This window comes from Streptomyces sp. col6 (assembly GCF_008042035.1).
GTDB lineage: Bacteria > Actinomycetota > Actinomycetes > Streptomycetales > Streptomycetaceae > Streptomyces.
The window spans coordinates 274,296-298,833 of record NZ_RDBL01000013.1 but is presented as its reverse complement, the minus strand read 5'-3'; the positions used below and the strand labels follow the sequence as shown (position 1 = coordinate 298,833).

Genomic DNA, 24,538 nt, shown 5'->3' with positions numbered 1-24,538 from the left:
CGGTTCACAGGCGGTGAGGCCGGTGACGGCCACCGCGGCGATGCCGAGTGCGGCCGGAAAGCGACGGGCCGTGCACCGGCCCCATGCCCTTGATGTCCCCATACGGGCAGCTTCCCACCCCTCCTGACGGTGCGGTAGACCGCTTGCGGCCACAACCACCCCTTCGGGGGCGGGTTACGACCAACGCCCCGTGCGTCCCAGCAGCAGCGCCGCCGCCGCGGTACCCGCCGTGGAGGTACGCAGGACCGTGGGGCCCAGCCGGCAGGTGCGGGCCCCTGCGGCGGCGAACGCGGCCAGCTCGTCCGGGGACACGCCGCCCTCGGGGCCGACGACCAGCACGATCTCGCCCGCAGCGGGCAGGGCGACGGTGGCCAGCGGCTCGCTGTCGTAGTCGCGGTCCTCGTGCAGCACGGCCGCGAAGTCCGCCGCGGCCAGCAGGGCCGCGACCTGCTTGGTGGTGGCCAGGTCCGCCACGTCCGGGAAGAGCACCCGGCGGGACTGCTTGCCCGCCTCCCGGGCCGTGTTGCGCCACTTCGCCAGGGACTTGAGGCCGCGGTCGCCCTTCCACTGGGTGATGCAGCGCGCCGCCTGCCACGGCACGATCCCGTCGGCGCCGGTCTCGGTCATCGTCTCCACGGCGACCTCGCCCCGGTCCCCCTTGGGCAGGGCCTGGACGACGGTGATCCGGACGGCGGGGCGCGGCTCCTCATGCACCGGTTCCAGGCCGACGACGAGCCGGTCCTTGCCCTCGGCGGACCGCACGGCGCCCGGGGCCCAACGGCCGCGGCCGTCCGTCAGGACGACCTCCTCGCCGGTGCGCAGGCGCTTCACGGAGACCGCGTGCCGCCCCTCGGGGCCGTCGAGGACGAACTCGGGCGCGTCCGGCAGCTGTTCGACGACGAAGACGGGTGCCGTCACTGTGTACTCCTTGTGCTCACTGCCGTCCGTGCGGCGTCCAGTTCCTCGGCGAGCGTCCGGACCAGCCGGCCGGCGGGCAGTTCGCGGACCATCCGGTGGCCCTGCCCCGCCCACAGCGCCATGCCCTGCGCGTCCCCGGCCCGCGCGGCCGCCCTGCGCAGCACGGAGGTCATGTGGTGGACCTGCGGGTAGGCGGCGGGGGCGTACGGCCCGTGCTCGCGCACGAAGCGGTTGACCAGACCGCGCGCCGGGCGGCCGGAGAACGCCCTGGTCAGGGTGGTCCGGACGAACAGCGGGTTGGTCAGGGCCTGTTTGTGCAGCGCGTGGGCGCCGGACTCCGGGCAGGCCAGGAAGGCGGTGCCGAGCTGGGCGGCGTCGGCGCCCGCCGCGAGCACGGCGGCGATCTGGGAGCCGCGCATCAGGCCGCCGGCGGCGACGACCGGTATCTGCACGGTCTCGCGGACCTGGGTCACCAGGCTCAGCAGCCCGGTCCCGCCGTCCTCGGTCGCGGGGTCGTCCTCGAAGGTGGAGCGGTGGCCGCCCGCCTCGGTGCCCTGGGCGCAGACGGCGTCGGCCCCCGCCCACTGGGCGGCCTGGGCCTCCTCGGGCGAGGTGACCGTGACGACGGTGTACGTACCGGCCGCGGCGAAGGCGTCGAGGGTGTCGCGCGAGGGACAGCCGAAGGTGAAGGAGACGACCGGGACCGGGGTGTCGAGGAGGACGGCGAGCTTGTCCTCGTAGAAGTCGTCGCCGCCGGTGCCGGGGTCACCGAGCGCCGTCTCGTAACAGGCGGCCTCGCCCGCGAGCCGGTCGCCGTAGGCGTCCAGGACGGCGGGATCGGCCGGGTTGTGCTGCGGCATGAAGAGGTTGACGCCGAAGGGCTGCCCGGTCAGGGCGCGCATCTGCCCGATCTCGTCGCGGATGCCGTCCGCCGTCCGGTACCCGCCGGCCAGGAAGCCGAGCCCGCCGGCCTCGGAGACGGCCGCGGCGAGCTGCGGGCAGGAGGGACCGCCGGCCATGGGGGCCTGCACGATCGGATACCGGCAGAGATCGGTCAGCGCGGAGGACATGACCGCATCGTGTCATGTCCTTCCTGTCCCGTGATGTTCGCCCCACGGCGGCGCCGTCCGTGCGGTACGGGCCCGGTGACCGGGCCCGTAACCGCGTGGACGCGGGCCGTCAGCGGCCGTTGAAGGCGTCCTTCAGGCGCGAGAACAGGCCCTGCTGGCCCGGCTGGAACTGGCCGGTGGGCCGCTCCTCGCCGCGCATCTTGGCCAGTTCGCGCAGGAGGCGTTCCTGCTCGGGGTCCATCTTCGTCGGGGTCATCACCTCGACGTGCACGATCAGGTCGCCGCGCCCGCCGCCCCGCAGGTGGGTGATGCCGCGCCCGTGCAGCGGGACGGACTGGCCGGACTGGGTGCCCGGCCGGATGTCGACCTCCTCCAGTCCGTCCAGCGTCTCCAGCGGCACCTTGGTGCCGAGGGCCGCCGCCGTCATGGGGATGGTGACCGTGCAGTGCAGGTCGTCGCCGCGGCGCTGGAACACCGCGTGCGGCAGCTCGTGGATCTCGACGTAGAGGTCGCCGGCGGGGCCGCCGCCGGGGCCGACCTCGCCCTCGCCCGCGAGCTGGATGCGGGTGCCGTTGTCGACACCGGCGGGGATCTTCACGGTCAGCGTGCGCCGCGAGCGGATGCGGCCGTCGCCGGCGCACTCCGGGCACGGGGTCGGCACGACCGTACCGAAGCCCTGGCACTGCGGGCAGGGCCGCGAGGTCATGACCTGGCCCAGGAAGGACCGGGTGACCTGCGAGACCTCACCACGGCCGCGGCACATGTCACAGGTCTGCGCGGAGGTGCCGGGGGCAGCCCCCTCGCCGCTGCACGTCGTACAGACGACGGCCGTGTCGACCTGGATGTCCTTGGTGGTGCCGAAGGTCGCCTCGGCGAGGTCGATCTCCAGCCGGATCATGGCGTCCTGGCCGCGCCGGGTGCGCGAACGGGGCCCGCGCTGCGACGACGTACCGAAGAACGCGTCCATGATGTCGGAGAAGTTGCCGAAGCCGCCCTGGCCGAAGCCGCCGGCGCCGCCGCCCCCCGACTGGGAGAGGGGGTCGCCGCCGAGGTCGTAGACCTGCTTCTTCTGGGCGTCCGACAGCACCTCGTAGGCGGCGTTGATCTCCTTGAACCGCTCCTGGGTCTTCGGATCGGGGTTCACGTCCGGGTGCAGCTCGCGGGCGAGCCTCCGGAAGGCCTTCTTGATCTCGTCCTGGGAAGCGTCGCGGCGCACGCCGAGTACGGCGTAGTAGTCCGTGGCCACTTACGACTCCGCCAGGATCTGTCCGACGTAACGTGCCACTGCGCGTACCGCTCCCATCGTTCCGGGGTAGTCCATGCGGGTCGGTCCGACCACGCCGAGTTTGGCGACTGCCTCGTCGCCCGAACCGTAGCCGACCGCGACGACGGACGTGGAGTTGAGGCCCTCGTGGGCGTTCTCGTGCCCGATGCGTACGGTCATGCCCGAGTCCTTGGCCTCGCCGAGCAGCTTCAGCAGCACGACCTGCTCCTCCAGTGCCTCCAGCACCGGCCGGATCATCACCGGGAAGTCGTGTCCGAAGCGGGTGAGGTTGGAGGTGCCGCCGATCATCAGCCGCTCCTCCGTCTCCTCGACGAGGGTTTCGAGCAGGATCGAGAGGACGGTGGACACGGTTCCCCGGTCCTCGCTCTCGAAGGATTCCGGCAGGTCCTGCACCAGCTGCGGGACGTCCGCGAAACGGCGTCCCACCACCCGGCTGTTGAGCCGGGCCCGCAGATCGGCGAGTGAGGTCTCACCGAACGGCGCCGGGCAGTCGACCAGCCGCTGTTCGACCCGGCCGGTGTCCGTGATCAGCACGAGCATCAGCCGCGCCGGGGCCAGGGACAGCAGTTCCACGTGCCGCACCGTCGAGCGGGTCAGCGAGGGGTACTGCACGACGGCGACCTGCCGGGTCAGCTGCGCGAGCAGCCGTACGGTCCGGCCCACGACGTCGTCGAGGTCGACCGCGCCGTCGAGGAAGTTCTGGATGGCGCGGCGCTCCGGCGACGAGAGGGGCTTGACGCCCGCGAGCTTGTCGACGAAGAGCCGGTAGCCCTTGTCCGTCGGGATGCGCCCCGCGCTGGTGTGGGGCTGGGCGATGAAGCCCTCGTCCTCGAGCACCGCCATGTCGTTGCGGACGGTGGCCGGGGAGACCCCCAGCTTGTGCCGCTCCGTGAGCGCCTTGGAGCCGACGGGCTCCTCGGTGCCGACGTAGTCCTGGACGATGGCGCGCAGCACTTCGAGTCTGCGTTCGCTGAGCATCGCGCACACCTCCAGCTGTCCATCTCGGTGGTTCTCGGGCCGTTCCCGGGATTTCCCCTGGCACTCGGTGCGTACGAGTGCCAGCGATCCCCGGCCAGTGTACGGCGACGGGGTGGCTTCCTAGCAAGGGCGACCGGCCACCGTGCCGGAGGACCGCGCAGGTCGTTGCCGATAGCGTCGCCGCATGGACGCCTCTTGGGAAGACTTCGGGTGGGAGCGGCTCGGTCACGGAACGGGCCGCCGGCGCCTTCCGGTGTGGGACGCGACGGCCCTGCTGGTGACGGGCGCCGACGGGGTGCTGCTCTGCGACACCGGTGCGTCACTGCGCGAGGGCATCGAACTGCGTATGCAGGCGCAGTCGCTGCTCGGCCGCAGGGTGACGCACATCGCACTCAGCCACCCTCATTTCGATCATGTACTGGGCACGGCCGCCTTCGCCGGGGCCCGGGTGTACGGCGCCGCCGGGACGGCGGAGCTGCTGCGCCACGGGGCGGACGGGCTGTACGCCGACGCGGTGTCCCAGGGCCTGCCGGAGCCGGACGCGGCCGAGTCCGCCGATGTGCTGGTGGCCCCGGGCGAGGAGGTGGACGGGGAGCTGAGGGTGGATCTGGGCGGCCGGGAGGTGGTGCTGGTGAACGTGGGCGCGGCGCACAGCGGCCACGACCTCGCGGTGCTGGTCCCGGGCTCTCCCGGCTCCCCGGCGCTGGTGTTCTGCGGCGACCTGGTGGAGGAGTCCGGCGAACCGCAGGCGGGCCCGGACGCCCGCCCGGCCCGCTGGCCGGCGGCGCTGGACCGGCTGCTGGCGCTGGGCGGCGAGGACGCGCTGTACGTGCCGGGGCACGGGGCGGTGGTGGACGCGGCGTTCGTCCGGGAACAGCGGGACGCGCTGGCGGCGCGGTTCGGCGGGGCGTGAGGTTCGGCGGGGCCCGGAGGGGGAACGCGGAAGCGCCGGCCGGCCGCCCGGCTCGGCGTGTCGTGGCCCTTCCCCGCTTATCGTCGTGCGATGCGCAGCTACCAGCCGGATCTGACCCCGCCGTGGAAGAAGTCCGCCCCCGCCCCCGAGGTCSCCGCCGAGACCGATCTCGTCGTGGAGGAGGCCGTCACCGGTTTCTGCGGGGCGGTGATCCGGTGCGAGAAGACCGCGGAGGGGCCGACGGTGACCCTGGAGGACCGGTTCGGCAAGCACCGGGTCTTCCCGATGGCGCCGCGCGGCTTCCTGCTGGAGGGCCGGGTGGTGACGCTGGTGCGCCCGTCGGCCGGCGGCCCGGTGCGGCCGGCCCGTACGGCCTCCGGTTCGGTGGCGGTGCCCGGCGCGCGGGCCCGGGTGGCGCGGGCGGGGCGGATCTACGTGGAGGGGCGGCACGACGCGGAGCTGGTGGAGCGCGTCTGGGGCGACGACCTGCGCATCGAGGGCGTGGTCGTCGAGTACCTGGAGGGCATCGACGACCTGCCGGCCATCGTCCGCGAGTTCGCGCCCGCGCCGGACGCGCCTCTGGGGGTGCTGGTCGACCATCTGGTGCCCGGTTCCAAGGAGTCCCGGATCGCGGCCCAGGTCTCGGACGACAGCGTGCTGGTGGTCGGCCATCCGTACATCGACGTGTGGGAGGCCGTGAAGCCCGCGTCGGTGGGGATCGCCGGGTGGCCGGTGGTGCCGCGCGGGCAGGACTGGAAGACGGGCGTGTGCCGGGCACTGGGCTGGCCGGAGAACACCGGAGCGGCCTGGCAGCGCATCCTGGCCTCGGTCCGGTCCTACCGGGACCTTCAGCCCGAACTCCTGGGCAGGGTCGAGGAATTGATCGATTTCGTCACCCTTCCGGACTGATGTCCGGCGGGCCTTCCCGTCGATCCCGCACCGATACGGACGAATGCCTGCGCCTCGCACGCATCATCGGTTATTGAGTGGGACCAGGCTCTTTTCGCGAGGGAAGGCACGGGGGCGATGGCGCGCGAGGTATGGCGGGACAGTGCGGAGAACGAGGCGGCCTCCGCCGTCTTCCACTTCTTCCAGCAGCTCATCGACCGGTACCGCGACAACCGGCCCGTGATGCCGCTGGTGGTCCTCCAGGCCGCCGAGGCCGATGTGCCGGCCGCCGTGGACGCCCGGGTCGAACAGATCGTGCGGCAGATCCACCGGGCCAACCAGCCGCGCCGCGTCCCCCTGAAGCTGCTCGAAGGGCGGGGCCCGACGCCGTACGACGCGGCCCTGGACATGGTCCGCACGCTGACCGAGAGGCCGTGGGAGACCCGGGGCGGCTCGCAGTACAAGCCGTTCGCCTTCCCCCGCTCCCGGCTGCTCGGCGCCATCGAACAGGCCACCGAGGCCGTGCTGCGGGACCCGGACCCGGGCGGCTCCCGGTACCAGCGCGACGAACGGATCCTGGAGGAGCTGAGCGCGCTGCGCTGGCGGGCCGGGCGGCGCGGGCCGGGCACCTGGTGGAACGCGTTCCGCGAGTCGGTGCGGCCGGAGACCTTCGTCGGGGCCGTGGTCATCGCGGTCCTGGGCGTGCTGCTCGGCGAGATCGGCTGGCTGCCGACCACGCTGGTGGCCGTGGGGGCGGTCCTCGGGCTCGCCGTCGTGCGGCTGCTGACGACGTCGGCGCCGCCGCTGCTGTGGCTGCGCCGGGCCAGCAAGTGGTTCGCCACCACCTCGTCACTGGCCGCCGCCAGTACCGGCTACCCGTCCGACGGGTGGTCCCGATTCTCGCCGAGCGGTTCCTGGCGGGTGATCCGGGCGCGGGCCGCGGTGGTGGCGGGGCGGGTAGCCGACGCGGCGGCGGGCGACGAGCGGTCCCGCCAGTTCCACCTGGAGCTGCGGGTGCAGGCCCTGCTGGAGGACCTGCGCAACAACTACCGGCCGCACGCGACGGACTGGCGGCGCGGCAAGCGCACGGTGCCCCCGGTGGTCTTCCTGCCGAAGGCCGCCCAGGGCAACGGCGGCATCCAGCTGATCAACGCCCTCAACAACGTCCGCTCCCGGCGCAGCGAGGTCGATCCGCTGCTGCTCCTGGCCTCGCTGCCGGCGGCGGAGATCCTGCGGCACACCCCGCCGCTGCCGCCCGATCCGCCGCCCACGCGCACCGGTGCGGCGCGTGCCCGGTACGAGGACTGGGTCAGTCACCTCAGCATCGGCCAGGCCCCGTCGGCCACGGCCACGCCCGCCTGGGTGCTGCGGCTGCCGCTGTCGACCGAGCAGCTGACCCACGAGCACGCACACGCGCAGCTGTCCACGGTGCGGGTGCGCAGGACGTGGGTGTGGTGGGTGATGTCGCGGACGACGGTCGCCTGTCTGGTGGCCGGCGCGCTGCTCGGGACGCTGCTGCTGAGCAACCAGCTGGCGAACCGTTACTGCCATGGGCCGCTGACGGACTTCAACACGGACTCGGTGCGGCTGACCGGTCCGGGCGGCGGGGACAAGGAGTGCATCGGCGTGGCCACGACCACGAAGGTGCGCTTCGCCGAGGGCAACGGCCTGGAGCTGGACGGGGCCGGCGCGGGGATCACCTTCGACCGGGTCGAACGGGCGGTGGCCGAGGAGAACGCGTCGATCGAGCCGGGCGACAAGTACGTCACCCTGGTCTACGCGGGCCCGTTCACCGCCCGGTCCCCGGAGGGCACCCGCAAGGCCCTGGAGGAGCTGACCGGCGTCTACCTCTACCAGCACCACACCAACACGCTGGACTTCTCGGTCAAGCTGCGGGTGCTGACGGCCAACGGCGGGCAGGACATGCTCCAGCAGATACCCGCGGTGAAGAAGATCATCGAGGTGGCCGGAAGAGACCCCTCGGTCGTCGGGGTCGTCGGGCTCGGCCGCGACACCACCGACAGCCCGGAGGCCACCGCGCTCCTCCAGCGGGCGGGCCTGCCCGTGGTGGACACCACCAACTCCGGCGGCTATCTGGCGACGGACTACTCCAACTACTTCGGTCTGGCGGCCACCGACCAGGAGCAGGCGGACGCCATGGGCCTCGTCGCGAAGCAGGTGGCCGGGAAGGCGGCCGGCACGCGCAAGCCCCGGGCCCTGGTCCTGTCCCGCAAGCTCGGCAACAACGACAAGGACCGCTACACGCTGGAGCAGCGCAAGGTGGGCAGCGCGATGCTCGCCAAGTCGGGCTTCGCGCTCTCGGAGCCGGTGGAGTACAGCCTCGGCCGCCGCAGCAGCGCGGACCTGGACCGGCCGGTGCAGCAGATCTGCGGGGCGGATCCGGCGCCGGACGCGCTGTACTTCGCGGGCCGGGTCGAGGACGTCGCCAACCTGATGAGCCGGCTCACCCACAGCTGCTCCCGCCGCCCCATCACCGTCTTCACGGGCGACGACCTGACCAAGGCCCGGCTCGACGCGAGCACGGACACCACGCGGAACGTCACGCTCTACCACACGGCCCTCGCCCCGATGAGCCGCGGCCGGGCCGACGGCTTCTACCAGGAGTCGTACCGGGCGCTGCAGAAGCTGCTGCCCGAGGGCGGGACGCTCCCCCGGCTGCCGGCGTCGAAGCCGTACGAGGACCTGCTCTTCGCCAGCGGCCAGTCGGTGATCTCGTACAGCGCCACGGCCGCGCTGTACGACGCGGCGAGCCACGGCGACGCGGTGAACAGCGCCGCGGAGACCTGGGCGAACCTGTACGCGGTGAACCTGCGGACCATGCCCACGGGCACGATCACCTTCCGCGGCTTCATCCCGTACGAGGCACAGGCGGGCCACGGTCTGGACGTCGTCCAGATCACCTATCCGGACGGCCGCAGCCATGCCCGGATCATCTGCGGCCGGGCAGCGGGGGCGCGGGCGCTGACACCGGCGGAGTGTCCGCTGAAGTGAACGGGGCGTCCCCGGGGGCGTACGCCTTGCTTCGCGTACGCCCCCGAGGACGCGCCCTGCTCAGTCCACCAGGTCGCGCACCACCGCATCGGCCAGCAGCCTGCCGCGCAGGGTCAGCACGGCCCGCCCCTCGGCGAACGGCGCCGGTTCCAGGAGCCCGTCGTCCACCGCGCGGCGGGCGGCCGTGAGACCGGCGGGGGCCAGCAGGGAGAGCGGGCAGCCGTCGACGAGCCGCAGTTCGAGCAGGATGCGCTCGACGCGGCGGTCCTCGGCAGACAGGATCTCGCGCCCCGCCCCCGGTGACCGCCCCTCAGCGAGCGCCTGCGCGTACGCCCCCGGGTGCTTCACGTTCCACCAGCGCACGCCCCCGACGTGGCTGTGCGCCCCCGGGCCGGCACCCCACCAGTCGGCCCCGCGCCAGTACAGCTCGTTGTGCAGGCAGCGGCCCTCGGGGGTGCGGGCCCAGTTCGACACCTCGTACCAGGAGTAGCCGGCGGCGGCCATCGCCTCGTCCGCGATGAGGTAGCGGTCGGCGTGCGCGTCGTCGTCGGTCATCGGGATCTCGCCGCGCTTGATGCGGCGGGCGAGCCCGGTGCCCTCCTCGACGATCAGCGCGTACGCGGAGACGTGGTCGGGCCCGGCGCCGATCGCCGCGTCGAGGGACGCGCGCCAGTCGTCGTCGGACTCGCCGGGGGTGCCGTAGATCAGGTCGAGGTTGATGTGCTCGAAGCCGGCCGCCCGCGCCTCGGCGACGCATGCCTCGGGCCTGCCCGGGGTGTGGGTGCGGTCGAGGACCTTCAGGACGTGCTGCCGGGCGCTCTGCATGCCGAAGGAGATCCGGTTGAAGCCGCCCTCGCGCAGCTCCGCCAGGTAGGCCGGGCCGACGGACTCCGGGTTGGCCTCGGTGGTGATCTCGGCGTCCTCCGCGAGCCCGAACTCCTCGCGGATCGCCGCCAGCATCCGTACCAGGTCGGCGGCGGCCAGCAACGTGGGCGTGCCGCCGCCGACGAAGACCGTGCGGACCGGGCGGGGGTCGTCGCCGAGGACCTTGCGGGCCTGGCGGACCTCCCCGGTCAGGTGGGCGGCGTAGTTGTCGCGGGATGCCAGCGCACCGCCGGAACCGCGCAGCTCGGTCGCGGTGTAGGTGTTGAAGTCGCAGTAGCCGCAGCGGGTCGCGCAGTACGGGACGTGCAGGTAGAAGCCGAGCGGCCGGCCGGCCGCGCCTTCCAGGGCATGGCGGGGCAGCGCCCCGTCGTCGGGTACGGGTTCACCATCGGGCAGTACGGAAGGCATACCGTCCATTGTCGCGCGCCGCCCGGCAACCGGACGCCACGCCCGTGGCGCGCCCGGCGGAGGCCGCCGGGCGCGCCCTACTCGGCCTGGAGCACCAGCAGCGCCAGGTCGTCGTCCGGCGGGCGCTCGGCGAAGTCGTGCACGGCACGCTTGATGCGCTCCGCGATCTCCTCGGCGTTCAGCCCCGCACAGCCGGACAGCGCCTGGGCGAGCCCGTCGCCGTCGTCGAACATCTCCCCGCCCGAGCGCCGCTCCGTGACCCCGTCCGTGACGCAGAGCAGGCTGTCGCCTGGCGCCAGGTCGAAGCTCTGGGTCTCGTAGACGGCGTCGTCCATGAGGCCGAGCAGCAGCTGCGGCTCGGCGGCGGGCCGCACGGTGCCGTCCGGGCGCAGCAGCAGCGGCAGCGGGTGCCCCGCGCTGGCCAGGGTGCAGCGGGCGCCGCCACCGGGCAGCGGCACCAGCTCCCCGTACAGCAGGGACAGGAAGCGGGACTGGCCCCCGTTGTCCTCGGAGTGCTGGCCGCCGGCGGCGGCGACCATCAGCGCCGCTGCCTCGGCGGCCTCCATCGCGTCGTCCAGGAGCAGCCGGTTGAGCCGCACCAGCACCTCGTCGGCCTGGAAGCCCTCGCGGGCCAGCAGCCGCAGCCAGGGGCGGGCGAGGCCGGTGACGACGGCGGCCTCGGGGCCGCTGCCCTGCACGTCGCCGAGCACGAAGCACCAGCGGTCGCCGGAGCACGGGAAGATGTCGTAGAAGTCGCCGCCGACCACGCCGTCGTCGCTCGGTTCGTAGACCAGGGAGCTGGCGACACCCGGTATCTCGGCGACCTTGCTGGGCAGCAGGCCGCGCTGGAGGATGCGGCTGATGGTGGCCTGGCGGGTGTAGGCGCGGGCGGCGCCGACGGCGAGGCCGACCCGGCGCACGAAGTCCTCGATGAGGGCCGTCAGCTCGTCGGGCAGGCGGACGGTGGTCTCACGGCCCAGCAGTACGGCTCCGAGGGTGCGGCCGCCCGAGGTGATCCGGTAGGCGAACGCGACGCCCTCGTCCTCGTCCGGCGGTTCGCCGTCCTCGGCGCTGCCGGGCCACGGCATGGAGACCGCGCCGGTGCCGACGCGTTCGGGGAGCCGGAGCGGGTGGCCCTCCAGCAGGGTGCGCAGCGCCGGGATGCGCTCCTCGTCCACGTGCCAGATCTTGGCGAGGCGGGGGACGGCCGCGGGGCCGCCGCTCTCGGGCTCCAGCCAGATCGCGCACCAGTCGGCGAGCCGGGGGACGAGTAACTGTCCGGCGAGGGCCGCCACGATGTCCTCGTCGAGCTGCCCGGCCAGGAGGTCGGAGGCCTCGGCGAGGAAGGAGAGCGCGCCGCGACCGGCCCAGTCCCCGTCGTCGCGTGCGACGCGCCGGGCGGGGGCGAGGATCTCGGAGCGCAGTCCGCGGTCGAGGCCGGTCTCGCCGCGCCCCTCGGGGAACGGGTTCCAGTCGTCCACCGGGAGCCGGGCCCAGACGGTCTTGGTGCCGGCGCGGTAGGTGATGCCCCAGCGCTCGGCGAGGGCGGCGACGATGTCCAGGCCGCGCCCGTAGTCGGCAGGCTCGCCCGCGCCCTCGGAACTGTGCGCGTGGTCGCCGCGCACCGTACGGGCGGGGTGGTGGTCGGACACCTCCAGGACCAGGGCGGACGCCTCGTCCTCGGTGGCCTCCTCCAGCCGGAAGAGCAGTTCGACGGCGGTACCCGCGTGGACGACGGCGTTGGTCACCAGCTCGCTGACGATCATCGCCGCGTCATCGGACAGCCGTTCGCTGAACCCCACGGCCGCGGGCAGCCCGAGCCCGGTCCACTCGGCGAGCGCGGCGGCGACGAACCGCCGGGCCGCGGAGGGCGCGAGGAGGTTGCCGGGCAGACTGGTCCGGGCGACCGGCTGTGTGCCCGTGGCGGCGGTGGTTCCGGGACGCTGCACAATGTCCCGCTGCAAGGGAATGGACCCCACAGGGCGGCTCCTGACCTGTTCTCGCTCTGCCTGTTTCTCCATGTGCGCCGCTGACGACACGGACAGAGTGACAGATCGGCCCTCCCCATACGCGCCGAGTTACCGAAGTGGGTGGTGAAGACGTTGTGTCACCAACGCGCCGGCCCCCCGCGCCGGAGCGCGCGGGGGGCTTTCGGGGGCGTACGGGGGTGGGCGGGCGCCGGTCAGGCCTCGCGGGAACCGGCGTACATCTCCTCGATCAGGTCCTTGTAGGTGCGCTCGACGACGGGCCGCTTCAGCTTGAGGCTGGGCGTGACCTCGCCGTGCTCGATGTCGAGGTCACGCGGGAGCAGCCGGAACTTCTTGATGGTCTGCCAGCGCTGGAGGCCCTCGTTGAGGCGCTTGACGTAGCCCTCGATCAGCTCGACGGTCTTCGGGGAGGCCACGACGTCGGCGTACGACTTGCCCTCCATGCCGTTCTCGGCGGCCCAGCCGAGGATGGTCGGCTCGTCCAGGGCGATCAGCGCGGTGCAGAAGTTACGGTCCGCGCCGTGCACCAGGATGTTGGAGACGAACGGGCAGACCGCCTTGAACTGGCCCTCGACCTCGGCGGGCGCGATGTACTTGCCGCCCGACGTCTTGATCAGGTCCTTCTTGCGGTCGGTGATCCGCAGGTAGCCGTCCACGGACAGCTCGCCGATGTCGCCGGTGTGGAACCAGCCGTCGGCCTCCAGCACCTCGGCGGTCTTGTCCGGCAGGCCCTGGTAGCCCTGCATGATGCCGGGGCCGCGGAGCAGGATCTCGCCGTCGTCGGCGATGCGGACCTCGGTGCCGGGGAGCGGCTTGCCGACCGTGCCGGTGCGGTAGCTCTCGCCGGGGTTGACGAAGGAGGCGGCGCTCGACTCGGTGAGGCCGTAACCCTCCAGGATGTGGATGCCGGCACCGGAGAAGAAGAGCCCGATGTCGGGGGCGAGCGCCGCGGACCCGGAGACGCAGGCGCGGAGCCGGCCGCCGAAGGCCTCGCGGATCTTGGCGAACACGAGGGTATCGGCGACCTTGTGCTTGGCGCCGAGCGCGAAGGGCACGGAGGCCTGGCCGGTGCGCCGGAAGTTGTCCTGGGAGACCTTGGCGTACTCGCGGGCGACGCCGGCCGCCCACTGGAAGATCTTGTACTTGGCGCCGCCGCCCGCGCGCGCCTTGGCCGCGACCCCGTTGTAGACCTTCTCGAAGATGCGCGGGACGGCGGCCATGTAGGTCGGCTGGACGACCGGCAGGTTCTCGATGATCTTGTCGACCCGGCCGTCGACGGCGGTGACGTGGCCAACCTCGATCTGCCCGGAGGTGAGGACCTTGCCGAAGACGTGGGCGAGCGGCAGCCAGAGGTACTGGACGTCGTCCTTGGTGATCAGGCCGGTGGAGACGGTGGCCTTGGCCATGTACGACCAGTTGTCGTGCGGCAGCCGTACGCCCTTGGGGCGGCCGGTGGTGCCCGAGGTGTAGATGAGGGTCGCCAGCTGTTCGGAGGTGATGGCGTCGACGCGCTCGCGGACCGCCTCCGGGTTCTTCGCCAGGTGCTCGGCACCCAGGGCCTCCAGCTCGGCCAGGGTGAGCACCCAGCCCTCCGGGTCGCCCTCGGCGGGGCCCGCGCCCTCGGGGTCGATGACCACGACATGGGCCAGGTCCGGCAGCTCGGCACGGCGCTCGCGGGCCTTGGCCAGCTGGGCGGCGTCCTCGGCGATCAGGACCCGGCTCTCGGAGTCGGAGAGGATGAACGCCGACTCCTCGGCGTTGGTGGAGGGGTAGACCGTGGTGGTCGCGGCGCCCGCGCACATGACCCCGAGGTCGACGAGGATCCACTCGACCCGGGTGGACGAGGCGAGCGCGACGCGCTCCTCCGGGCGCACGCCGAGCGCGATCAGCCCGGCGGCCACGGCGTACACCCGCTCGGCGGCCTGCGCCCAGCTGAGCGACTTCCACTCGTCGGGACCCTCGCCGCCGGCCGCGGGGACCGGGTAGCGGTAGGCCTCCCCGTCCGGAGTGGCCGCCACCCGGTCGATGAAGAGGGTCGCCACCGAGGGCGGGCGGTTATCGATCATGGTCTGTGTGTCGCTCACGACATCCTCCGGGCCTGCGGCGTTACTTCACGACCGGCTGCTGCTTGATGTGATCCTGCGTGCTGCGATCCCGCTTGCTTAACTGGCGAGTAACTAAGAAGTCGTGATCAGGGTAAAGGGCCCGCGCGCGCCACGTAAGAGGCAATCGGACCCCGCTTGATAACGAACGGGCCCCCGCACCGCAGCGTGCTGCGATACGGGGGCCGCCGGTCCTGTCCTGCCGGGACTACTTCTTGGCCTTGCCCTCACCGGCGGACTCGTCGGTCGACAGCACGGAGATGAACGCGTCCTGCGGCACCTCCACGTTGCCGACCATCTTCATCCGCTTCTTGCCTTCCTTCTGCTTCTCCAGCAGCTTCCGCTTACGGGAGATGTCACCGCCGTAGCACTTGGCGAGGACGTCCTTACGGATGGCGCGGACGGTCTCACGGGCGATGACCCGGGAGCCGATGGCCGCCTGGATCGGCACCTCGAAGTTCTGCCGGGGGATGAGCTTCTGCAGCTTGGCGACGAGGCGCACACCGTACGCGTACGCCTTGTCCTTGTGCGTGACCGCGGAGAAGGCGTCGACCTTGTCACCGTGCAGCAGGATGTCGACCTTGACGAGCTGCGCCGACTGCTCGCCGGTGGGCTCGTAGTCGAGGGAGGCGTAACCCCGGGTCTTGGACTTCAGCTGGTCGAAGAAGTCGAAGACGATCTCGGCGAGCGGCAGCGTGTAGCGGATCTCGACCCGGTCCTCGGAGAGGTAGTCCATGCCGAGGAGGGTGCCGCGGCGCTGCTGGCACAGCTCCATGATCGCGCCGATGAACTCGCTGGGCGCCAGGACCGTGGCCCGGACGACCGGCTCGTGCACCTTGTCGATCTTTCCCTCGGGGAATTCACTCGGGTTGGTGACGACGTGCTCGCTGCCGTCCTCCATCTCGACCCGGTAGACCACGTTGGGCGCGGTGGCGATGAGGTCGAGGCCGAACTCGCGCTCCAGCCGCTCGCGGACCACGTCCAGGTGGAGCAGGCCGAGGAAGCCGACGCGGAATCCGAAGCCGAGCGCCGCGGAGGTCTCCGGCTCGTACACCAGGGCGGCGTCGTTGAGCTGGAGCTTGTCCAGGGCCTCGCGCAGGTCCGGGTAGTCCGAGCCGTCCAGCGGGTAGAGGCCGGAGAACACCATCGGCTTGGGGTCCTTGTAACCGCCGAGCGCCTCGGTCGCCCCGTTGTTCAGCGAGGTGATCGTGTCACCGACCTTGGACTGCCGGACGTCCTTCACGCCGGTGATGATGTAGCCGACCTCACCGACGCCGATGCCGTCCGACGGGGTCATCTCCGGCGAGGAGACACCGATCTCCAGCAGCTCGTGGGTGGCGCCCGTCGACATCATCCGGATGCGCTCGCGCTTGTTCAGCGAACCGTCGACGACACGGACGTACGTGACGACACCGCGGTACGAGTCGTAGACCGAGTCGAAGATCATCGCGCGGGCGGGCGCGTCGGCGTTCCCGACCGGCGCCGGGACGTCCCGGACGACGCGGTCGAGCAGCGCGTCCACACCCATGCCGGTCTTCGCGGAGACCTTGAGCACGTCCTCCGGCTGGCAGCCGATGAGGTGCGCCAGCTCCTCGGAGAACTTCTCGGGCTGCGCGGCCGGCAGGTCGATCTTGTTGAGCACCGGAACGATGGTGAGGTCGTTCTCCATCGCCAGGTAGAGGTTGGCCAGGGTCTGGGCCTCGATGCCCTGCGCGGCGTCGACCAGCAGGATCGTGCCCTCGCAGGCGGCGAGCGACCGGGAGACCTCATAGGTGAAGTCGACGTGTCCCGGTGTGTCGATCATGTTGAGGACGTGGGTGCTGCCCCGGCCCTCACCGGTGGTCGGCGCCCAGGGCAGCCGGACCGCCTGGGACTTGATGGTGATGCCGCGCTCGCGCTCGATGTCCATCCGGTCGAGGTACTGGGCGCGCATCTGCCGCTGGTCGACCACCCCGGTGAGCTGGAGCATCCGGTCGGCAAGGGTCGACTTGCCATGGTCGATGTGCGCGATGATGCAGAAATTGCGGATCAGCGCCGGGTCGGTACGGCTCGGCTCGGGCACGTGGAGAGGAGTCGCGGGCACGCAGGGTCCTGATTCTTGAGACGCCGGACGCCGTGTCTCGGGTCGATGTCGGGTCGGGGCGGATCTGTACGTAGCTTCCATCGTCCCACGCCCGCGGGGCAGCGACCGGTTTGGGCCGGTCGGACCGCTCCTGCTACCGTGGACAGCTGTGCCATGTGGCTCCCGGGCCGCGCGGACACACATCGAAGATCCAACGAACCTGAAAAGGCTCTTTCGTGGCGAACATCAAGTCCCAGATCAAGCGGAACAAGACGAACGAGAAGGCGCGCCTGCGCAACAAGGCCGTCAAGTCGTCGCTCAAGACCGCCATCCGCAAGGCCCGTGAGGCCGTTGTCGCGGGCGACGTCGAGAAGGCCACCGTGGCCGTTCGCGACGCTTCGCGTGCCCTCGACAAGGCCGTCTCGAAGGGTGTCATCCACAAGAACGCCGCCGCCAACAAGAAGTCGGCGCTGGCTGCCAAGGCTGCCACCCTCCAGGCCTGAACGATCTGATCAACCGCCGGAACGGACCAAGCGGGCCCTCTACCCCGCTCCTGCCCGGCCCCCGCGTCGCACACCGAACCTGCGTTCGCCACGCGGGTGCGACGCACCCCGTCTGTACCCGAGGCCCCGCCACCCTTTCCCCAGGGAGCGGGGCCTTCGGCATGTGCCTGCTTTCACGCTGCCCGAACCGGCACGCCCACAGCCCGCACGGCAAAACCCAGGCCGACAATCCCAGCCCGTCCGGCGATTGAGGACGCCCGAACGGCAAGTTCAAGCCCGTCCGGCGATTGAGGACAGCCGCGGGCCGCCCCCTACCGCGGGCTACGCCCGCCCGTATTCGGGGTCGTCCCCGCCCCCCTTCACTCCCGCGTCCGCCTCCGCGACCGCCCGCAGCGCCACCGCGACCCCGTCCGGCGTCCACCCCCGCATCTGCTGGCGCACCCGGTCGATCTTCCACGGCGGCATCCCCAGCTCACGCGCGAGATCCGCGGGCCGCCCCCCGCGCGCCGAGGACAGCTTGCCGATCGCCCGTACGCCCTGCGCCAGCGCGCTGGTGATCAGGACGGGGGCCACGCCCGTGGACAGCGACCAGCGCAGGGCCTCCAGCGCCTCCGCCGCCCGCCCCTCGACCGCCCGGTCGGCGACCGTGAAGCTCGACGCCTCCGCCCGCCCCGTGTAGTAGCGCCCGACGACCGCCTCGTCGATCGTGCCCTCGACGTCCGCGACGAGCTGCGACGCCGCGCTGGCCAGCTCCCGCAGGTCGCTCCCGATGGCGTCGACCAGCGCCTGGCACGCCTCGGGCGTCGCGGAGCGTCCCAGCGCCCGGAACTCACCCCGTACGAAGGACAGCCGCTCGGCCGGCTTCGTCGTCTTCGGGCACGCCACCTCGCGGGCCCCCGCCTTGCGGGCCGCGTCGAGCAGCCCCTTCCCCTTGGCGCCGCCCGCGTGCAGCAGGACGAGCGTGATCTCCTCGACCGGGTCGTCCAGGTACTTCTTGACGTCCTTGACCGTGTCCGCGCCCAGGTCCTGCGCGTTGCGCACGATCACGACCTTGCGCTCGGCGAACAGCGACGGGCTGGTCAGCTCGGCCAGCGTGCCCGGCTGGAGCTGGTCGGGGGCGAGGTCCCGGACGTCCGTGTCGGCGTCGGCGGCGCGCGCGGCCGCCACCACCTGCTGCACGGCACGGTCGAGGAGCAGGTCCTCCTGCCCCACGGCGAGCGTGAGCGGGGCGAGCGGATCGTCGGTGGAATTTCTTCTGGTGGCCATCGCCGTCCAGCATCCCACGGGCCGCTGACAGCCCGGCCGCCGCCGGACCACCGCACCCGGCGGCCGGGTCCGCCGCTCCCTCCCCCGTAACCGAGAATGGGCGGGTGAGCGATGAGAGACACGTACTGGTGCTGCCCGACCGCGACGCCGCCGAGGAGGCGGCGGAGGAGCTCGCCGACCGCTTCGGTGTCACCGACGAACCGCAGCTCGTACGCGACGCGCTGGCCGGCGAGGACGACGCCGAGGACGCCCAGTGGCTGCTGGTCGTGGAGGACCCGGACCACCGTCTCGACCCGACGGCGCTCGACGCCTTCGCCGCGGAGTACGAGGGCTGGCTGGAGGCCCCGTAGGACCGGCGCCACGGGGCGGAGGATCAGCCCTTCGGGACGATCTGCACGTCCATCTCGATGGAGATGCTCGGGCCGACGACCGCGATACCGCGCGCCAGCATCGTCTGCCAGGTGAGGGTGAAGTCCTCGCGGTGCAGCTGTGTGGTGGCGCGGCAGGCGGCCCGGGACTCGCCCTCCATCCCGTTGCCGAGCCCCAGGTACTGGGTGTCGAGCGTCACCGTGCGGCTCACCCCGTGCAGTGTGAGCGCCCCACTCACACCCCAACGGGTCCCGCCTCGGTGCACGAAGCGGTCGCTGTAGAACTCCAGCGTCGGATAGCGGCCGACGTCCAGGAAGTCGCTGGAACGCAGGTGGTCGTCGCGCATCTGGACGTTCGTGTCGATCGACGCGGCGTCGATGATCACGTGCATCGCCGAGTCCTCCATTCGGTCGGCGATCCGCACCGCCCCGGCGAAGGTGTTGAACCGGCCGTGGATGCGGGCCATCCCGATGTGCCGGGCGGTGAAGCCGATCTGCGAGTGCATCGGCTCGATCTCCCAGTCGCCCGGCTCGGGCAGCTGCGGCGGCGCGGAGACCTGGAGGGTCACATCGCCCAGGCTCGCGTGAGCGCCCTCGCCGACCGTGGCCGCACCGTGGAAGGGCGTGAACCCCTCCGCCGTGACGGCGAGCCGGTACTCTCCCGCCGGAACCGTGGCAAGGACATTGCCGTACGGGTCGGTCTCGCCCCCGACCACCTTGCGCCCCGAGCGGTCCGTCAGCACGAACTCCGCCCGCACCACGGGCTCGTTGACCGGGTCGAGCACCCGGCAGCTGAGGACACCCGCCGAGTCCGGTACCACCAGTCCGGCGAGGGCGTTGCCACGAGCGGCACCCGTCGCAGCTTTGTTTCCGAACCAACGGCCGAACATCTCCACACACTCCCGGGCGCGCGTTCACCTCGGGCCGGAGGGCAGACGTCGATGTCGGAGCAGCGGCCCGCCGACGAGCATGCATTCGATCACTCTTGGGGTGTTCGAGGCAAACAGAGCAGCTCGCAGGGACTTGGGTGCAGGTGTTACCGAAGGTCCGATTTGCTGGGGAGCCGGTCCAGGCGCACCCCGAAGTGCTCGCGGTAGGCGGCCAGCACCTCGTCGTCGCTCCCCAGCGGCGTCTCGTACCGGTCGGTGCCCACCGTCGTGAGGAGCTTGCGGCCGGTGAGCGTGATCCGGCCGTCCTCCGTGCAGCGCGAGCAGACCGGGGCCCGGGTGAAGTGGGAGTCGGGCGAGGTCCGGTGGTACCAGGCACCGGCCCGGAAGTCGCCCAGCACCCGGGGCCGCCGCTCCAGCCGGAGCCGGGGCCTGCCGTCGCACAGCACATCGAGGTCCCCGGACTCCTCGCCGTCCGGGGCCGGCACGATCCGGAAGGTTCCGCCCGGGTCCGCCTGGTCGCCGCGGTCGTCCAGCGCGAGCGGCCGCCTGGCGTGGTCACCGAAGCCGACGTCGGCGAGCCACGGCCCGGTCCCGTCGTCCGTCTCGACGCGCAGCGCCAGGTGGTCGTACGGGATGCCGAGCCGTCCCCCGTCGCCGTGGACGCGGGCCTGGAGCAGGGTGACGCGGAAGCCGAGCGCCCGCAGCAGTACGGCGAACGCGCCGTTGAGTTCGTAGCAGAAGCCGCCCCTCCGGCGGGCCACGATCTTGTCCAGGAGGGCGCCCTCCTCCAGCGCGATGTCCTCGCCGAGGTGGATCGAGAGGTTCTCGAAGGGCACGGCGACGAGGTGGCGCAGTTGCAGTTCGCGCAGCGCCGGCGCGTCGGGGCGGGTTGGCCTGTCCGCACCGATGCGCTCCAGGTAGGCGTCGATGGTCTGCGGCAGTTCCGGGTCCATGGGGCCAGTCTGTGCAGAGGTCGCGGCGCCGCGCCATGCGCCACTGGTCCTAGGACCAGTGGCGGTGTTACGGGGCCGGAGGAGCGGCTAGCGTCCGCGGCATGCCTCACCCGCAACCGGCTCGCACCCGTGAACAGCGCAAGCAGGACGCCCTAGACCGCCTGGAGAAGGACACGGACGCCTGGGTGTCCACGGCCTCCGCCGACGGAGCGCCGACCCTCGTGCCGCTGTGGTTCGCGTGGGACGGGGAGACCCTGCTGATGGCCACCCGGCGCACCAACCCGACGGCGGTCAACCTGACACCGCGCGGCCGCGCCCACATCGCGCTCGGCCACACCCGCGATGTGGTCATGATCGAGGCGACGGCCGAGGTTGTGGAGGGCACGGACCTCCCGACGGCATCGGGCGACGCCTTCGCCGGGAAGTTCGGCTGGGACCTGCGAGGGCGCCCCGCCTGGGTGTACCTCCGCTTCACCCCGCACGCGGTGCGGGCATGGCGCGAGTCCAACGAGCAGCCCGGCCGCGACCTGATGACGGACGGCCGCTGGCTGGTCTGAGGGCCCGGCCACCGCCACCGCCCGGTACGCCGTCATGACCGCGCCACCGCCCGCAGCCCGCTGCCCGTGCCCGTCACCGCGATCGCCCCGTCCCGGTCGGTGCGCAGCACCACCGCCCCCTGCCCCCTGAGCGCGTCGACCGTCCGGGGTGCCGGGTGCCCGTACGGGTTGTCCCGGCCCACGCTCACCAGCGCGAACCTGGGCCGGACGGCCCGCAGCAGGGCGCTGTCCTGATACGCCGAGCCGTGGTGGGCGACCTTGAGCACGTCCACCCGGGGCAGTTCCGGATGGCTGCGCAGCAACGCCTGCTGGGCGGGCGGTTCCAGATCGCCCGGCAGCAGCAGGGTGAGTCCGCCGGCCCGCACGAGCAGGGTGACACTGGCGTCGTTCGGGTCCTGCGGGACGGGACCGGCCGCCGCAGCCGTGCCCGACTCCCCCGGCGGCCACAGCACCTGCCAGTCGAGCTCGCCGATCCGGCGCCGTTCACCGGGGGCCGCCCTCATCATGGGGATCCGCGCCCTGGCCGCCGTGGCCCGTACGAACGCGGCCTGCTCCGGCGGTTCGTCCAGGCCCGTCGTCTGGATCGCGCCCACCGTTCTGCCGCGCAGCATCCCGGGCAGCCCCCGCACATGGTCGGCGTGGAAGTGGGTGAGCAGCAGCAACGGGACGCGGCTGACGCCCAGTTCGCGCAGGCACCGATCGGCGAGCCGGGGATCGGGGCCCGCGTCGACGACCACCCCCGCACCCCGCCCCGCCGCGAGCACCAGGGCGTCGCCCTGCCCCACGTCGCACATCGCGAACGTCCAGCCGGGTGGCGGCCACCCGGTCAGCACCCGGGTCAGCGGAGCCGGCCGGAGCACGGCGAGCACCAGCAGCAGCGCGGCGGCCGAGCAGACCCAGGGGCGGTGTCCCACCCACCGGGCGGCCGTCACCAGCACCAGGGTCAGGGCGGCCAGCAACAGCGCCCCGGACAGGCCGTCGGGCCAGTCGGTCTCCGTCCCGGGGAACGCCGCTCCGGTCCTGGCCACCGAGGCGATCCATCCGGCCGGCCATCCCGCGACGCGGGCGAGCAGCCCGGCCACGGGCATCGCCACCGGTGCGAGGGCCAGCGCGGCGAACCCGAGGACCGTGGCCGGCGCCACGGCGAACTCGGCCAGCAGGTTGCACGGGATCGCCACCAGGCTCACCCGGGAGGCGAGCAGCACCACGACGGGCGCGCACACCGCCTGGGCGGCGGCCGCGGCGGCCAGCGCCTCCGCCAGGTGCGGCGGCACCCGGCGCCGGCGTAGCGCCTCGCCCCAGCGGGGGGCGAGGGTCAGAAGGGCACCGGTGGCCAGCACCGACAGGACGAAGCCGTAACTGCGCGCCAGCCACGGGTCGTACAGCACCAGCAGCAGCACGGCGGCGCACAGCGCGGGGATCAGCGACCGGCGCCGCCCGGTGCCGATGGCGAGCAGCGTGATCAGCCCGCACGCGGCGGCCCGCAGCACGCTCGGTTCCGGCCGGCAGACCAGGACGAACGCGAGCGTGAGCCCGCCGCCGAGCAGTGCGGTCATCCGCAGGGAGATCCCGAGCACGGGGGCCAGTCCCCCGCGTTCGGCGCGCAGTGCTCTGCCGGGCGGTCCGATGAGCAGGACGAGCAGAATGCTCAGGTTTGAACCGGATACAGCCATCAAGTGCGTGAGGTCGGTCGCCCGGAACGCGTCGTGCAGTTCGGGGGTGATCCGTGACGTGTCGCCGACGACCAGGCCCGGCAGCAACGCCCGCGCGTCGGGGCCCAGTCCGGCGGTGGCCTCGCGCAGTCCGGCACGCAGCCGGCCGGCCGTGCGCTGAAGGAGGCTGGGCGGCCCGGTCACCCGGGGCGGGGCCTTTCCGTCGGGCCGCAGCACGGCGGCGACCCGTTCGCCCGTGTGCAGCGGAGGTGACAGCCGCCCGCCGATCCGCAGGCGGGTGGAGGGGAGCAACCGCTGCCAGGCGGCCGTCGCCCCGCCCGGCCGGACGATGACCAGCACCGGAGTCCGCAGCCGTACGGCCGTGCCGTCGGGCCGCGTCAGGAGGGTGATCTCCGCGTCCACGAGCAAGGACGCGGGCGTGCTGTGGTCGCCGCGCACCCGGGGGTAGGTGCGCCGGGCGTCGGAGGTGAGGGTGATCTCCGCGTCGACGTGCCCGAACTGCCGGGCCAGTCCGGGCACCGGGCCCCGTCGCGCGTCGGCGCTGTGCAGCCCGGCGGAGGCCGCGCCGGCTGCCGCGCAGAGCAGCGCGGTCGCGGCAGCGGTGGCGTGAAGTCTCCACCGGGCGTGGCCGGCGCCGGCCYCGCCCGGCTCACCCATGCCTCCCGCGGCGACAGCCTGCCCGCCCGCCGCACGGTTACCCGCCCGCCCGGGGCCCACCGCAGGGGACCCGGCCTGTCCAGGACTCCCCACGCGCGGCCCCCGCAGCCCCGGCGCCGCCAGAAGGACCATCGCCGCCCCCAGGCAGAACACCACCGCCATCACCACCCACCCCCCGGAAACGCCGAGGGCGATCCCCGCACCGCCCCAGGCCGCCGCTGCCGGGGCGAGCAGTCGCAGATCGGCCGGGCCCTCCTCCTGCCGGGGGTCGGAGAGGCCCAGGCGCCTGCCCGACGCCGCGTGGATGTCCGGCGCGCTCACGGCCGCACCAGGGGGTGCAGATCGGCGAACCGGCGGGCGCCGATCCCGTTGACCTCGCGGAGTTCGTCGACGGACCGGAATCCGCCGTGCTGCGTGCGGTAGTCGACGATGTGCTGGGCCAGCACGGGGCCCACGCCCGGAAGCCCCTCCAACTGGTCCGGCGTCGCCGTGTTCAGGCTCACCGGCCCGGCGGGACCGCCGGAAGCGGTGGGAGCACCCGCTGCCGGGACCGGGGCCGGCGGGGCGCCCACCACGATCTGCTCGCCGTCCATGAGCACCCGCGCCCGGTTGAGACCCGCCAGGTCCGTCCCGGGCCGCACCCCGCCCGCCGCCTGCAACGCGTCGTCCACCCGTGAACCCGACGGCAGCCGCCGCAGCCCCGGGCTCCGCACCTTCCCGCTCACGTCCACGACGATCTGTCCGCCCGTCGTCGCGGCGGGTGCGGGACCGGGGGACGGCTCGGGCCGCTCCGCACCCTCCGCGTCCGGGTCCGTATCCGCGTCCGTCGGCAGCCCGGCGGCGTGCACCGCCCCACCCACCACGTCCGGGGCCCGTACGCCCTCGGGCCGGGCGGACCAGAAGTGCGTCCCGGCGAGCACGGCGGCGGCGACCAGGACCACGGCGAGCGCGGCAAGGGCCTTCGGCTCCAGGCCGCATCGGAGCTGCACCCACATCGGCAGCCGCTCCCGTACCGCGAACAGTGCCGCAGCTCGCCGCCCCACGGGAGCCGCGGCCGGTACCGCCGGAGCCGGTTCGGTCGTCTCCGTATCCGCATCGCCGTCCCCGGCCCGCGAAGGGCCGGAGGCCGGAGCAGGAACCGAGGCGGCCGGCAGAGCCGGGG

19 protein-coding genes are annotated in these 24,538 nt (G+C 72.8%); 6 read left to right on the top strand and 13 right to left on the bottom strand.

Annotated features, from left to right (window positions below):
- Positions 1–174: 174 nt before the first annotated feature.
- The 4 genes from EAO73_RS17915 to hrcA form a co-directional block, all read right to left on the bottom strand.
- A complete protein-coding gene (locus tag EAO73_RS17915) occupies positions 175–918 on the bottom strand; it encodes a 16S rRNA (uracil(1498)-N(3))-methyltransferase (RefSeq protein ID WP_147972554.1) in 744 nt (247 codons plus the stop codon).
- Positions 915–1,988: a nitronate monooxygenase gene (locus EAO73_RS17910; protein ID WP_147972553.1), complete on the bottom strand. Its 1,074-nt coding sequence runs from the start codon at positions 1,986–1,988 to the stop codon at positions 915–917. The genes EAO73_RS17915 and EAO73_RS17910 overlap by 4 nt, the downstream gene beginning before the upstream one ends.
- A gap of 109 nt (positions 1,989–2,097) precedes the next feature.
- On the bottom strand, positions 2,098–3,234 hold the full coding sequence (dnaJ, locus tag EAO73_RS17905; RefSeq protein WP_147972552.1) for a molecular chaperone DnaJ: 1,137 nt from the start codon (positions 3,232–3,234) through the stop codon (positions 2,098–2,100).
- Complete coding sequence (gene hrcA / locus EAO73_RS17900) at positions 3,235–4,251, bottom strand: heat-inducible transcriptional repressor HrcA (RefSeq protein ID WP_147972551.1); 1,017 nt, start codon at positions 4,249–4,251, stop codon at positions 3,235–3,237. It abuts the gene before it with no gap.
- 184 nt (positions 4,252–4,435) lie between these two features.
- Here hrcA and EAO73_RS17895 point away from each other — a divergent pair, with 184 nt between their 5' ends.
- The 3 genes from EAO73_RS17895 (at position 4,436) to EAO73_RS17885 (ending at position 9,064) form a co-directional block, all read left to right on the top strand.
- A complete protein-coding gene (locus EAO73_RS17895) occupies positions 4,436–5,164 on the top strand; it encodes an MBL fold metallo-hydrolase (RefSeq protein ID WP_147972550.1) in 729 nt (242 codons plus the stop codon).
- A gap of 90 nt (positions 5,165–5,254) precedes the next feature.
- On the top strand, positions 5,255–6,073 hold the full coding sequence (locus tag EAO73_RS17890) for a DUF3097 domain-containing protein (RefSeq protein WP_147972549.1): 819 nt from the start codon (positions 5,255–5,257) through the stop codon (positions 6,071–6,073).
- Between the two features lie 117 nt (positions 6,074–6,190).
- Positions 6,191–9,064, top strand: coding sequence for an ABC transporter substrate-binding protein (locus EAO73_RS17885; RefSeq protein ID WP_147972548.1), 2,874 nt, complete (start codon positions 6,191–6,193; stop codon positions 9,062–9,064).
- 60 nt (positions 9,065–9,124) lie between these two features.
- Here EAO73_RS17885 and hemW read toward each other — a convergent pair whose 3' ends face one another.
- From hemW to lepA, 4 genes are all read right to left on the bottom strand, one after another.
- Positions 9,125–10,366: a radical SAM family heme chaperone HemW gene (gene hemW / locus EAO73_RS17880; protein ID WP_147972547.1), complete on the bottom strand. Its 1,242-nt coding sequence runs from the start codon at positions 10,364–10,366 to the stop codon at positions 9,125–9,127.
- 68 nt (positions 10,367–10,434) lie between these two features.
- Positions 10,435–12,321 (bottom strand): ATP-binding SpoIIE family protein phosphatase, encoded by a 1,887-nt coding sequence (locus EAO73_RS17875; RefSeq protein WP_147972546.1) that lies wholly within the window; start codon positions 12,319–12,321, stop codon positions 10,435–10,437.
- 218 nt (positions 12,322–12,539) lie between these two features.
- The gene (locus EAO73_RS17870) at positions 12,540–14,429 is read right to left on the bottom strand and encodes an AMP-dependent synthetase/ligase (protein ID WP_147972545.1); all 1,890 of its coding nucleotides are present in this window, start codon (positions 14,427–14,429) and stop codon (positions 12,540–12,542) included.
- Positions 14,430–14,655: 226 nt separating this feature from the next.
- Positions 14,656–16,530: a translation elongation factor 4 gene (gene lepA, locus EAO73_RS17865; RefSeq protein ID WP_147972544.1), complete on the bottom strand. Its 1,875-nt coding sequence runs from the start codon at positions 16,528–16,530 to the stop codon at positions 14,656–14,658.
- 215 nt (positions 16,531–16,745) lie between these two features.
- On the opposite strand from lepA, the gene rpsT reads away from it, so the two are divergent.
- Positions 16,746–17,012: a 30S ribosomal protein S20 gene (gene rpsT, locus EAO73_RS17860; RefSeq protein WP_147972543.1), complete on the top strand. Its 267-nt coding sequence runs from the start codon at positions 16,746–16,748 to the stop codon at positions 17,010–17,012.
- A 321-nt stretch (positions 17,013–17,333) separates the two neighbouring features.
- Here rpsT and holA read toward each other — a convergent pair whose 3' ends face one another.
- Positions 17,334–18,278, bottom strand: a complete 945-nt coding sequence (holA, locus tag EAO73_RS17855) for a DNA polymerase III subunit delta (protein ID WP_147972542.1) — start codon at positions 18,276–18,278, stop codon at positions 17,334–17,336.
- Between the two features lie 104 nt (positions 18,279–18,382).
- On the opposite strand from holA, the gene EAO73_RS17850 reads away from it, so the two are divergent.
- Positions 18,383–18,628, top strand: a complete 246-nt coding sequence (locus EAO73_RS17850; protein ID WP_147972541.1) for a hypothetical protein — start codon at positions 18,383–18,385, stop codon at positions 18,626–18,628.
- A gap of 23 nt (positions 18,629–18,651) precedes the next feature.
- Here EAO73_RS17850 and EAO73_RS17845 read toward each other — a convergent pair whose 3' ends face one another.
- Complete coding sequence (locus EAO73_RS17845) at positions 18,652–19,536, bottom strand: YceI family protein (RefSeq protein WP_147972540.1); 885 nt, start codon at positions 19,534–19,536, stop codon at positions 18,652–18,654.
- A 146-nt stretch (positions 19,537–19,682) separates the two neighbouring features.
- Positions 19,683–20,489 (bottom strand): arylamine N-acetyltransferase family protein, encoded by an 807-nt coding sequence (locus EAO73_RS17840; RefSeq protein WP_147972539.1) that lies wholly within the window; start codon positions 20,487–20,489, stop codon positions 19,683–19,685.
- A gap of 101 nt (positions 20,490–20,590) precedes the next feature.
- On the opposite strand from EAO73_RS17840, the gene EAO73_RS17835 reads away from it, so the two are divergent.
- Complete coding sequence (locus EAO73_RS17835) at positions 20,591–21,046, top strand: pyridoxamine 5'-phosphate oxidase family protein (protein ID WP_147972538.1); 456 nt, start codon at positions 20,591–20,593, stop codon at positions 21,044–21,046.
- Between the two features lie 32 nt (positions 21,047–21,078).
- Here EAO73_RS17835 and EAO73_RS17830 read toward each other — a convergent pair whose 3' ends face one another.
- Positions 21,079–23,697: a ComEC/Rec2 family competence protein gene (locus EAO73_RS17830; protein ID WP_191134124.1), complete on the bottom strand. Its 2,619-nt coding sequence runs from the start codon at positions 23,695–23,697 to the stop codon at positions 21,079–21,081.
- Positions 23,694–24,371 carry a helix-hairpin-helix domain-containing protein gene (locus EAO73_RS37215; protein WP_147972537.1) on the bottom strand — a complete coding sequence of 226 codons (678 nt, stop codon included), beginning with the start codon at positions 24,369–24,371 and terminating at the stop codon, positions 23,694–23,696. Before EAO73_RS37215 ends, EAO73_RS17830 begins: the two co-directional genes overlap by 4 nt.
- Positions 24,372–24,538: the final 167 nt, after the last annotated feature.